Annotated in this window: 9 protein-coding genes; 8 read left to right on the top strand and 1 reads right to left on the bottom strand. The window is 61.9% G+C overall.

Annotated elements, in window-relative coordinates; translation table 11 throughout:
- The first annotated feature begins 73 nt into the window (after window positions 1-73).
- The 7 genes from HX815_RS24975 to HX815_RS24945 all read left to right on the top strand — a co-directional run bounded on the left by HX815_RS24975 (window position 74) and on the right by HX815_RS24945 (window position 10,304).
- Window positions 74-586, top strand: coding sequence for a sigma-70 family RNA polymerase sigma factor (locus tag HX815_RS24975; protein WP_003217684.1), 513 nt, complete (start codon window positions 74-76; stop codon window positions 584-586).
- On the top strand, window positions 583-1,536 hold the full coding sequence (locus HX815_RS24970; protein ID WP_003217682.1) for a FecR domain-containing protein: 954 nt from the start codon (window positions 583-585) through the stop codon (window positions 1,534-1,536). The genes HX815_RS24975 and HX815_RS24970 overlap by 4 nt, the downstream gene beginning before the upstream one ends.
- Before the next feature lie 191 nt (window positions 1,537-1,727).
- The gene (locus HX815_RS24965) at window positions 1,728-4,667 is read left to right on the top strand and encodes a TonB-dependent receptor (RefSeq protein ID WP_177029040.1); all 2,940 of its coding nucleotides are present in this window, start codon (window positions 1,728-1,730) and stop codon (window positions 4,665-4,667) included.
- 129 nt (window positions 4,668-4,796) lie between these two features.
- Window positions 4,797-6,635, top strand: a complete 1,839-nt coding sequence (locus HX815_RS24960; RefSeq protein ID WP_177029058.1) for an extracellular solute-binding protein — start codon at window positions 4,797-4,799, stop codon at window positions 6,633-6,635.
- Entirely contained in the window at window positions 6,622-7,686 is a 1,065-nt protein-coding gene (locus HX815_RS24955) for a microcin C ABC transporter permease YejB (protein WP_003217676.1), read from the top strand. Before HX815_RS24960 ends, HX815_RS24955 begins: the two co-directional genes overlap by 14 nt.
- Complete coding sequence (locus tag HX815_RS24950; protein ID WP_173883025.1) at window positions 7,686-8,708, top strand: ABC transporter permease; 1,023 nt, start codon at window positions 7,686-7,688, stop codon at window positions 8,706-8,708. Before HX815_RS24955 ends, HX815_RS24950 begins: the two co-directional genes overlap by 1 nt.
- A gap of 15 nt (window positions 8,709-8,723) precedes the next feature.
- The gene (locus HX815_RS24945) at window positions 8,724-10,304 is read left to right on the top strand and encodes an ABC transporter ATP-binding protein (protein ID WP_008433389.1); all 1,581 of its coding nucleotides are present in this window, start codon (window positions 8,724-8,726) and stop codon (window positions 10,302-10,304) included.
- Window positions 10,305-10,310: 6 nt separating this feature from the next.
- Here HX815_RS24945 and gcvA read toward each other — a convergent pair whose 3' ends face one another.
- Window positions 10,311-11,249 carry a transcriptional regulator GcvA gene (gene gcvA, locus HX815_RS24940; protein ID WP_177029039.1) on the bottom strand — a complete coding sequence of 313 codons (939 nt, stop codon included), beginning with the start codon at window positions 11,247-11,249 and terminating at the stop codon, window positions 10,311-10,313.
- A gap of 197 nt (window positions 11,250-11,446) precedes the next feature.
- Between gcvA and HX815_RS24935 the strand changes: the two genes are divergently transcribed.
- A complete protein-coding gene (locus tag HX815_RS24935) occupies window positions 11,447-12,220 on the top strand; it encodes an SDR family NAD(P)-dependent oxidoreductase (RefSeq protein ID WP_177022813.1) in 774 nt (257 codons plus the stop codon).
- Window positions 12,221-12,270 lie beyond the last annotated feature (50 nt).

Here is a 12,270-nt window from a genome sequence, read left to right as displayed (position 1 = left end):
CCGCCTCCAGCGATGGCTTTCCATTGCTCATCAACCGCCAGGCTGAATGGCCTTTATTCGCATGGAGCATGCAATGGGTGTGAATCAGAACCCACATTTCGGTCTGATTGGGCAGATGTTCAAAAGTGACTACAGTTGGCTTTGCACGCGGGTAAGCCGGGCCATGGGTTGTGCCCATGGGGCTCAGGACATTGCATCGGAGACCTTCCTGCGGGTACTGGCATTGCCCGACCCTTCGCAAATCCGCGAGCCGCGGGCGTTGCTGACCACCATCGCGCGGCGCCTGATGTATGAGGGCTGGCGTCGCCAGGACCTGGAACGTGCCTACCTGGAAGCATTGGCCCAGGCGCCGATGATGGTGCACCCGTCGCCCGAGGAGCGTTTGCTGTTGATCGAGACGCTGCTGGAAGTCGACCGCTTGCTCGACGGTTTGTCGGCCAAGGCCAAGGCGGCGTTTTTGTATCACCAGCTGGACGGTTTGACCTATGCGCAGATTGCCGAGCGCCTGCAGGTCTCGGTCAGCCGGGTTCAGCAATACATGGCCGATGCGTTCAAGCGCTGCTACCTGGCGATGACACAGCCATGAGCCACAGCGCGCCGGATGAGGCGATCATCGACGAGGCGGCGCAGTGGATGGCGTTGCTGCAATCCGGGCACGCCAGTGCTCAGGAGCACCAGGCGTTCCGTCGCTGGAGTGAGGGCGACCCACGGCGTGCCGAAATCTTCAACATGATGGGCGGCGTTCCGGCCGTGCTGAACAATGACGAACTGCGCCGCATGCCCCGCGACAGCCTGTTGCACACCCTCAACGCACCGTCGGGCCGCCGGCGCTTCTTGCGCAATACCCTGGCGCTGGTTGGCGTTGTGTCGTTTGGAAGTCTGATCACGCGGCTGTCCGACAGCTGGTTGCCGTTGGGCGCCTTGCGCACCGGTACGGGCGAGCGCCTGAACCTCACGCTGGAGGATGGCAGTGCATTGACCCTGGATGCGCGCAGCAAGGTGCTGACGCATTTCGATGCTCGGCAACGGCTGTTGCAGTTGCTCGACGGCAAGCTGCTGGTCGACGTTTTCAAGGACAGTCTCAGACCGTTTATCGTCGAGACCGAACACGGCCGCATGCGCGCGTTGGGTACGCGGTTTCTGGTACAGCAGGGCGAGGATCGAACCCAAATCACGATGCTGCATTCCCAAGTGGAAATCACCACGCGCGACGGCGCTGTGCAGGTGATCAGTGCCGGCCAGAAAGCCACGTTCAATGCCCACGGCATCCTCGACCTGGAAACCGCCAGCGGCGGCGAGGCCTCGTGGACCCAAGGCTTGCTGGAAGTGCGTGACCGCTCATTGGGTGAAGTGGTGCAAGCCCTGCGTGACTACCGGCGCGGCATCATCCGCGTCAGCCCCGAGGCGGCGAGCCTGAGGCTGAGCGGGATTTTCCCGCTGGACGACAGCCAGGGCGCCCTGCAATTGCTGGCCAAATCCTTGCCGGTGCAGATCGATTATCACAGCCCTTATTGGGTCAGTATCGAGCGCCGATAAAAATAATTTTCCCAGCCCTATAAAACCCCCGCCACTGTTGCACAACCCAATACAGGCCAGGGTGTATCTGCCTGGGAGTGTTGTTTCGGGCCGTTATAAACCCATGCTTTTTTAGCCTAACGGCCGCCTATAAAAAAACCCGATCTGTTGTTCAACCCATCAACGGCATATCAATGATGGGAACCTCAACCATGCAACTCAAACCTCTCAGTAGCGCATCTCTGGCGGCACTGTCTCTGACGATTGGCCTGACTTTGGCGGGACATGGCACGGCGGTGCTGGCACAGCCGCTGTCTGCGATATCGACCGCCCAGACTTTTGATTTTGATATCGCCAGCGGCCCCCTCGACCAAGCGCTGTTGACCCTGTCACGCAGCAGCGGGCAGATCATTTCCTTCCAGCAAGACCTTGTGCAAGGCCTGACCAGCGCGCCGGTGCGGGGCACCTTCACCACCGAGCAAGCGCTGCGACAGGCACTACACGGTGCAGCCCTCGACGCCGTGCCCAGTGGCGACGGCGGTTGGACCCTGCGCCGGGCGGCCAAGCCACCTGCAGCGGCGGTCAAGGCTGCGCCCACGGCGGCGAAAGTCCCGGGTGATGTGGCGTTGGAAAAGGTCGTGGTCACGGGGTCACGCATTGCCCGTGCCCAGGTTGAAGGGCCGTCGCCGGTCACGGTCATCACCGCTGACGAAGTCACCCGCAGGGGCTACAAAAACGTCTACGACGCCATCGCTTCGCAAACCCAGAACACCGGCATGACCCAGGGCGAAGACTACGGCAACACCTTCCAGCCGGCCGCCAGTGCCCTCAACCTGCGAGGGCTGGGGCCGAACCACACACTGGTGCTGATCAACGGCAGGCGCGTGGCCGACTACCCCACGGCGTACGACGGCGCGGTCAACTTCACCAACCTTGCGAACATCCCGGCGGTGATGATCGAGCGTATCGAGATCCTCAGCAGCGGCGCCTCGGCGGTGTATGGCTCCGACGCGATTGCCGGGGTGGTGAACATCATCCTCAAAGACAAAATCAGCGGCGTGGACGTCAATCTGCGTGGTGGCGCCGCCGAGCGTGGCGGCGGCGACAACCAGCGCCTGCAGATCAGCGGCGGCGACACCTGGGGCGATTTTGACGGGGTATTCGGCCTGGAGCTGACCCAGCGCCAACCGATCTGGGCCAACCAGCGCGGCTTTATGAGCGACGGCCCGGCCAAGGATGTGGGCTACCGCCGTAACCTCGACAGCGGCGCCTACCTCGGCCCCGGCTGCGGCGCCTATGGCGGTATCTACAACGGCAAGCTCGGTGGCAGCAGCACCCGCTGCACCACCAACCAGTACTACAACGACTACTGGACCTTGCAGGCGCAAAAGGAAAACTATGACGGCTACACGCGCGGCACCTGGCACTTCAGCGACACCGGCAAAGTGTTCGCCGACTTGATGTTTGGCTTTGATCACACGCAGAACAACACGCGCGGCCCAAGCTTCACCTCGCCGGACTTTATCAACCGCAACACCGGTAACCTGGAGCGCTGGTCACGCAACTTTTCCAGCGAGGAAATCGGTGGCAAGACCAGCAACAACAGCAAATGGCGCGAAGTGTCCTGGACCGGCACCCTGGGCCTGGAAGACAAGTTCACCAACAGTGATTGGGGTTATCAGATTGCGGCGAACCGCTCCGAGTACACCAGCGACCGCACCACCCGCTACACGCCTTTGAGCGGCATCCGCGATTACTACCTCGGGCCGCAACTGGGCACGCAGGACGGGCACCCGGTCTTCGCGCCAGACCCTTCGCGGCTGGACCAGCCGCTGACTCCGGAGCAGTGGGATCAGTTTCGCGGCAACCTGGTGCAGAAGAGTAAATCGGTTTCCCAAACCTTCAGCGCCAACATCAACGGCGACCTGTTCGAGCTGCCCGCCGGGCCGGTGGGCTTTGCCGGTGTGACCGAAGTGGGGCGGCAATCCTACAGCGTCGATGTCGACGACCAACTCAATGACGGCACGTTTTACAACACCACGCCGGCCTCCAATTCAGGCGGTTCGCGTGACCGCTACGCCGCGGGTGGCGAGCTGAGCATTCCCGTCACCGACACCTTGCTCGCCTCGGCGGCCGGGCGCTGGGACCAATACAAATTCAGTGGCCGCACCGAGCAACAAAAAACCTACAACCTGGGCCTGGAATGGCGCCCGGTGACCAGCCTGCTGTTTCGTGGTAGCTACGGCACCAGCTTTCGCGCACCCGACCTCAACTACCTCTACCAGGCCGCGACCAATGGCTACACGCCTGACCAGATCGACTATTACGGTTGCAGCAAGGGCGTAGAGGGGGCGTGTGACCGAGGCCGCGTGGATTACACCCAGACCGGTAATTCGGACCTCGCCTCCGAGCGTGGCAAGTCCTGGACGTACGGCTTTGTCTGGTCGCCTTCGCATCAGTTTGATTTCTCCGCCGACTTCTGGCGCGTCGAAATCAAGGACCTGTTGACCACCGTCGACATCAACCGCTTGCTGCAACAGGAAAACCAGTGCCGCAACGGCCAGCTTGATGCGACCACTTGCGCCGACGTCCTGGCACGCATCCAGCGCAATGCCAGCACGGCGGCAGTGGACCCGAACGTGCTGCAACGGGTGCAGGTCAATGCGATCAACGCCGCCAGCGAGCGGGTCAGCGGCCTGGACCTCAAGAGTAATATTCGCTGGGGCGCAGGCCAGTACGGCGCGTTCAGTTCGGCGATTGGCTACAGCCTGGTGCTGTCCCACTACCTCAAGGAATCGGACGATGCGCAAACCCAGAACCTGCGCTCCAGCACCGACAACCACGACTGGCGCAGCAAGGTCAACGCGAGCCTGACCTGGGACTACCAGCACCTCACCACCACGCTGACCGGCATTCGCTACGGCAGCGTGACCAATGGCGCCGGCGATGGGCGCCTGTCGCCCTGGACCACCTTCAACGCCAGCGCCCGTTACCAGGTGAACGAGCAGGCGAGTGTCGGCCTGACCGTCAACAACCTGCTCAATCAGGTCAAGCACGATGACTCCGCCGGCTGGCCGTATTACCCCAGCGGCAACTACGACCCCTATGGCCGCCAGGTCTGGCTGGACGTGAGTTACCACTTCGGCAAGTAGCGCATAAGCACATGCGCTAACGGTCTAACCGGTGCTCTATAAAAACCCTGGCGTCGACGCACAACCCTGCATAAGTGAGCCTTCAGTGTTTTTGGAAAAGGAGTTGAGTTTGTGAGCCTGTTTCGCTTCATGGTGTGGGCACTGCTGACGGGGCTTTGGGTCCCGTCACTGCTCGCTCAACCGACGCACGCTTTGACGGTATACGGCGAAGCGCCCAAGTACCCGGCCAACTTCAAACACCTGGATTACGTCAACCCGAACGCGCCCAAGGGCGGCAGTTTTCGTCGCTCGTCCATGGAAGGCGGGGCGTTTGATCACCTGATCCCGTATGTCGACAAAGGCACCGGCATCACCCAGATCCAGGGTTGGCTCTACAGCCCGTTGGCGTACCGTTCGCAGGATGAGCCGTACACCGTGTACGGGTTGGTCGCGCAAGGCATGGAGCTGGCAGATGACCATTCATGGCTGCGTTTCTACCTCAATCCCAAGGCGCGGTTTGCCGATGGCACGCCCATCACCGCGCAGGACGTGGCCTACACCTTCAAGCTGTTCACCACCGAAGGCAGCCTGGCGTATCGCCAAAGCTTTGCCGATGTGGACCAGGTGCTGGTGGAATCGCCGACCCAAGTGCGGTTCACCTTCAAAAGCGCCGACAATCGCACCTTGCCCCTGGACCTCGCTTCACTGCCGGTGCTGCCGGAACATTGGTGGCAGGGGCGCAATTTCGCCAACGGCGGCGGCTTTGAACCGCCGGTGGGCAGCGGCCCGTACCGTATCAGCAGCGTGGACAACGGCCGCAGTGTCACCTTCGAACGGGTCAAGGACTGGTGGGGGCGAGACCTGCCGGTGACGCAGGGGCAGTACAACTTCGACACCCTGCGGCTTGAATTTTTTGCCGACGGCGACGTGTCGCGCCAGATCCTGCAAGCCCAGGGTTACGACTTCAATCGCGAATTTTCCGCCACCAGTTATTCGGTGGGCTACGACGGCGAGGCTTTGCGCGACGGTCGTCTGCAACGTGAACAACTGGCGCCGAATGCCGTGCAGGGCACCCAGGGTTTTGTGTTCAACCTGCAAAAACCGCAGTTCCAGGACCGCCGCGTGCGCGAGGCGCTGAGCCTGTTGTGGGATTTCGACTGGAGCAACCGGCAGATGATGCACAGCCTGTACCTGCGCCAGCGCAGCTTCTTTTCCCGCAGCGCATTGGCGGCCACCCAGCTGCCGGATGCCCAGGAGCTGGCCATTCTGGAACCCTGGCGCGGGCAAGTGCCGGAGGAGGTGTTCACCCAGGTCTACCAGCCGCCGCGCACCGATGGCAGCGGGCGCATTCGGCCGCAGCAGGCGCAAGCGCTGAAGTTACTGGCCGAGGCGGGCTGGACCCCGCGCGGCGACCAGTTGGTTAACGCCGAGGGCACGCCGTTGCAGTTCACCTTCCTGAATGCCCAGAAAGGCTTCGAGCGTTTGCTGCTGCCCTACAAACGCAACCTGGCGCAGATCGGCATCGGCTTCACGATCCGCATGATCGACTCAGCCCAATACGCCAACCGCGTGCGCGCACGGGACTACGACATGATCGTCAACGGCTACCCGGTCAGCCCATCGCCGGGCCGCGAGCTGACCAACTACTTCGGTTCCGAGAGTGCCGATGACCCTGGCTCCAACAATTACATGGCACTGCGCAACCCGGCGGTGGACGCCTTGATCGATGGCCTTGTCCGCGCCAACGACCGCCCGACCATGGTGCGCTACGCCCATGCCCTCGACCGCGTGTTGCAGTGGGGCTTCTACTGGATTCCCAACTATTACCCGCCGGGCTCGTCCTCGCTGTGGTGGAACCGTTTTGGTCGGCCCCGCACAGCGCCGCTCAATGACGTGGGCATCGACACCTGGTGGGAAGTGAGCCCGACACCGCTGACCACCGCACAGATGCGTCAACTGACTGAGGCTTCCCAACATGCTGGCCTATAGCGCGCGCCGTTTATTGCTGATCGTGCCGACGCTGGTGTGCATCCTGCTGGTCAACTTTTTTATCGTGCAAGCCGCCCCGGGTGGCCCGGTTGAGCAAGCCATCGCGCGCTTGCAAGGCATCGGCAGCCAAGCGTCGGTGGCCGGCACACGGGTGGAAACCGGCAGCACTGAATCGCGCACAACTCGTGGCCTGGACCCCGCGCTGGTGGCCGATATCGAGCGCCAATACGGCTTCGACAAGCCCCTTGGCGCGCGGCTGTGGTTGATGCTCAGCAGCTACGCGCGGCTGGATTTTGGCGATAGCTTCTTTCGCGGCGCCAAGGTCACCGACCTGATCCTGCAAAAACTGCCGGTGACTTTGTCCCTGGGCTTCTGGGCCACGCTGATCAGTTACCTTGTGTCGATCCCGCTGGGCATCCGCAAGGCCGTGCGCCATGGCAGCCGCTTCGATGTGTGGAGCAGTGCGGCGGTCATTATCGGCCACGCCATGCCGGCGTTCCTGTTCGCCTTGCTGCTGATCGTGGTATTCGGCGGCGGTAGCCTGTTGAACTGGTTTCCGGTGCGCGGCCTGGTCTCGGAGAACTTTGCCAGCCTGTCATGGGCGGGCAAGGTCGTGGACTACTTCTGGCACCTTGTCTTGCCGGTATCGGCGCTGGTGATTGGCGGCTTTGCCACACTGACCATTCTCACCAAAAACAGCTTCCTCGACGAGATCAGCCGCCAGTACGTAGTGACCGCGCGGGCCAAGGGTTTCAGCGAAAAACAGGTGCTGTACAAACACGTGTTTCGCAACGCCATGCTGCTGATCGTGGTTGGCCTGCCCCAGGCGCTCACCGCGATGTTGTTCGGCGGCTCGTTGCTGATTGAAGTGATTTTCTCCCTCGACGGCCTCGGTCGCCTGAGCTACGAAGCGGCAGTGGCACGGGACTATCCCGTGGTCTTCGGCACGCTGTTTATCTTTACCCTGGTCGGGTTGGTCATCAAGTTGCTGGGCGACCTGTGCTACCGCCTGCTGGACCCCCGGCTGGATTTTTCCGCGAGGTCGCATTGATGCCGGTTTTTACTCCGATTACTCGTCGCCGCTGGCTGCACTTCAAGCGCAATCGCCGCGGCTGGTGGTCGCTGTGGATGTTCCTGGCGCTGTTCGCCGTATGTCTGGGTGCCGAACTGCTGGCCAACGACAAGCCACTGGTGATGGCGTACCAGGGCTCACTGTATTTCCCGGCCTTCGAGCGCTACACCGAGCAGGATTTCGGCGGCACGTTGCCGTTTCAGCCGGATTACCGTGACCCTTACGTGCATGAACTGATTGAAGGGCAGGGCGGCTGGATGCTGTTTGCGCCTATTCCGTTCAGCTACGACACGGTCAACTACGACCTCACGACCCCTTCGCCGGCGCCGCCCAGCGCGAGCAACTGGCTGGGCACCGATGATCAAGCCCGGGATGTATTGGCGCGGGTGATTTTCGGCACCCGGGTATCGCTGTTATTTGCCTTGGCGCTGACCGTGGTGAGCACTTTGATCGGGGTCGCCGCCGGCGCGCTGCAAGGCTATTACGCCGGTTGGGTCGACCTGTTGGGGCAGCGCCTGATCGAGATCTGGTCGGGGCTACCGGTCCTGTACTTGCTGATCATCTTGTCCGGGTTTGTCGAACCGGGTTTCTGGTGGCTGCTGGGGATCATGGCGCTGTTTTCCTGGCTGACCCTGGTGGATGTGGTGCGCGCCGAGTTCCTGCGCGGGCGCAACCTGGAGTACGTGAAGGCCGCGCGAGCCCTGGGTGTGGGCGATGTTCAGGTGATGTTGCGGCACATTCTGCCCAACGCGCTGACTGCCACCTTGACCTACTTGCCGTTCATTTTGACCGGGGCCATTTCGACCCTCACCGCCCTGGATTTTCTTGGCTTCGGCATGCCCACGGGCAGTGCGTCCCTGGGTGAATTGATCGGCCAGGGGAAAAACAACCTGCAAGCCCCGTGGCTGGCGCTGACCGCGTTTTTTGCGTTGGCGTTGATCCTGTCCCTGTTGGTGTTTATCGGCGAAGCCTGCCGCGACGCCTTCGACCCCCGATCCTGATAAGCGAGCTGTGCCGTGACTGACGCGTTGATTGAAATTCGTAACCTGAAAGTGGCGTTCGACGGGCACAAAGCGGTGCGTGGCATCGACCTGGATATTCACCCGGGCGAGTGCCTGGCGCTGGTGGGCGAGTCGGGCTCCGGCAAATCGGTGACCGCCCACTCGATCCTGCAATTGCTGCCGCCCCACACCACGCGTACCCAGGGCAGTATTCGCTACCAGGGCGAAGAGCTGCTCGGCGCGCGGCCGGAGCGTTTAAGGCAGATTCGCGGCGATCGCATCGCGATGATCTTTCAGGAGCCGATGACCTCGCTCAACCCGCTGTACAGCGTCGAACGGCAGCTGTCCGAAACCCTGCTGCTGCACAAAGGCCTGGGCGGTGCGGCGGCGCGTGAGCGCGTGTTGGAGTTGCTCGAACTGGTGGGCATCCAGCAGCCGCGCCAGCGCCTTGCGGCGTACCCGCATCAGCTCTCCGGGGGGCAGCGCCAGCGGGTGATGATCGCCATGGCCCTGGCTTGCGAACCGCTGCTGTTGATCGCCGACGAGCCCACCACGGCCCTGGACGTGACCGTGCAGCGACGCATTCTTGCGCTGCTAAAAGACCTGCAGCAACGCCTGGGCATGGCGCTGCTGTTGATCAGCCACGACCTCAACGTGGTGCGCAGCATCGCCCAGCGCGTGGCGGTGATGCGCGCCGGCCAGATCGTCGAACAGGCCGACTGCCAGGCACTGTTTGCCGCGCCGCAGCACGCCTACAGCCGGCAGTTGCTCGAGGCCGAGCCCGAGGGCAGGGCGGTGGTGCGTGAGACGGCGGACAACCTGCTGGAAGTGGACAACCTCAAGGTCTGGTTCCCGCAAGGCGGCCTGCTGCGGCGCAAACCGCCGATCAAGGCGGTGGACGGCATCGACCTGCGCCTGCAACGTGGCAAAACCTTGGGCATTGTTGGCGAATCCGGCTCGGGCAAATCCACCCTTGGCCAGGCGATCCTGCGGTTGATCGACGCCCAAGGCAGCATTCGCTTCCAGGGCCAGGCCCTCGACGCACTCAAAGGCAAGGCCCTGCGTCCCTGGCGGCGCAAACTACAGGTGGTGTTTCAAGACCCGTTCGGCAGCCTCAGTCCGCGCATGAGCGTGCAGCAAATCATCGAAGAAGGCCTGCGCGTACACACGGACCTCAATGCTTGCGCGCGCGAAGCTCAAGTGATTGCCGTGTTGCGCGACGTCGGACTCGACCCCGATACGCGCCATCGCTTCCCCCACGAATTCTCCGGCGGCCAGCGCCAACGCATCGCAATCGCCCGCGCACTGGTGATCAAGCCGGATTTGATATTGCTCGACGAACCCACCTCAGCTCTCGACCGCACTGTGCAAAAGCAGGTGGTGAGTTTGCTGCGCAGGTTGCAGGAGGAGCATGGGCTGACCTACTTGTTTATCAGCCACGACCTGGCGGTGGTAAGGGCGTTGGCTCACGACTTGATCGTGGTGAAGGATGGCGTGGTGGTGGAGGCGGGGAGTACCGAGCAATTGTTCGACGCACCGGAGCATGCCTATACGCGGGATTTGCTGGTAGCGTCGTCGTTGAGGAATCGCGAGTAGTACAGCCTAGTGGGCGCTGATCTCACGCTTTACCGTCTGCAGTGCTTCTGCCAACAACCAGTCCCGAAATGTCGCCAACTTGGGCAAGCTCGCACACTCAGGTCGATAAACGACGTAGTAGGCCAGCTCCGATGCAACACTGATGTCTGGAAACAACCGCACCAACCGTCCGCTTGCCAGGTCGTCGTGGGCCATGACGCTGCGTGCAAGTGCGACGCCGTGCCCCTCAACCGCAGCCTGCAACACGGCGGCAGAATTGTTGATTTGCATGCCTCGCAGGGAGAGGGTGTCCTTCGATCCGGCTTTCTGCATCCAGGTTTCCCAGCTCGGAAAACCGCTATGGCTATCCATCGAAAGGTCGTGAATCAACGTCTCCTGTGCCAGGTCACTGGTTTTTTGCAAACGCGAATGCTCGCGCAACAGTTGTGGCGAGCACACCGGATACACCTCTTCGTCCATCAGCTTCTCGGCGGTCAGCCCTGGCCAACGCCCCGTGCCATAACGCACGCCGATATCGATCCGCTGGGCGACGAAATCCACCGGTTTAAGGTTGGTATCCAGACGCACGTCTGTTTCGGGGCACACCGCCTGAAAGCGGTCGATGCGAGGCAACAGCCATTTGGCGGCAAAAGCCGGGCTGACGGCCACGGTCAGTACGCCGCTGATCGAGCCTTCGCTAAGTCGTTCCATCCCCAACGCCAGCCTGTCGAAACCTGCCCGGATGTCTGGCAATGCACGCTCAGCCGCCTCAGTAGGTACAAGCCGTGCCCGACCGCTGCTACCGCGCACAAACAGCGGGCTACCCAGCCAGTCTTCCAGCGTACGGACCAACTGACCGACAGCGGCGGGTGTGACATTGAGTTCGACCGCCGCCGAAGAAAAGCTCTGATGGCGGGCGCTGGCCTCGAAAGCACGCAGGGCGTTGAGATGGACGGGCGATTTCATATCGATAAAGTTTTTCTTTCTGGGGCTGACACTTTATCTCGTTTGTCTGCGGGCCGGAAGAGGAGAAAAATCGCCTCCATGCCGACTGTTGATCTGTTTGATGGGTGAGCGCATAGGCATGCGAGTGCCATTGGAAACAATAGTTTTTCTTCCATTCAAGTCCTGCCTGGCGGCGGGCGCACAGAGAGATTTTCAAGATGAGCAATCAATTCAAGGGCAAGAAGCTGTTGGTCGTCGGTGGCACCAGCGGCATGGGCCTGCAGACGGCGCGCACCGTACTGGCCGAGGGCGGCAGCGTGGTTATCGTGGGCAACCGCCCGGAGAAAACCGAAGCAGCCCGCCAGGAATTAGCTGAACTGGGCCAGGTATGGGCGCTGACCGCCGACCTGTCCGACGACGCCGCCGTCGCTTCGCTGATCAAAACCCTGGACGAGCAGCATTCGGATATCGACCTGCTGGTCAACGCCGCTGGCGTGTTCTTCCCCAAGCCATTCCTGGAGCATTCGGAAGCCGATTACGCCCAGTACATGTCGATCAACAAAGCGACCTTCTTCATCACGCAAAAGGTTGCCGCCAACCTGGTCGCCAAGAACCGCCCGGGCGCGATCGTGAACATTGGTTCGATGTGGGGCAAGCAGGCGATCGCGGCCACACCGTCGTCGGCCTACTCGATGGCCAAGGCGGGCCTGCACTCGCTGACCCAGCACCTGGCGATGGAACTGGGCAGCAAGAACATCCGTGTTAACGCGGTGTCGCCTGCCGTGGTGCAGACCCCTATCTACGAAGGCTTCATTCCAAAAGCCGAAGTGCACAGTGCGCTGCAAGGCTTCAACAGCTTCCACCCGATTGGCCGTGTGGGCACGCCTCAGGATGTCGCCGAAGTGGTTGCCTTCCTCCTCTCGGACAAGGCGGGCTGGGTTACTGGCGCCGTCTGGGACGTCGATGGCGGTGTCATGGCTGGCCGTAACTGACCTGCGCCGCTGACGCACTGAGTTCTTTGCCAGGCGAGACCCCACACCTG

Source organism: Pseudomonas sp. E6002, from assembly GCF_013385565.1.
Lineage (GTDB): Bacteria > Pseudomonadota > Gammaproteobacteria > Pseudomonadales > Pseudomonadaceae > Aquipseudomonas.
Note: the sequence above shows the minus strand (reverse complement) of the source record. Positions and strands in the feature narration are given on the sequence as shown.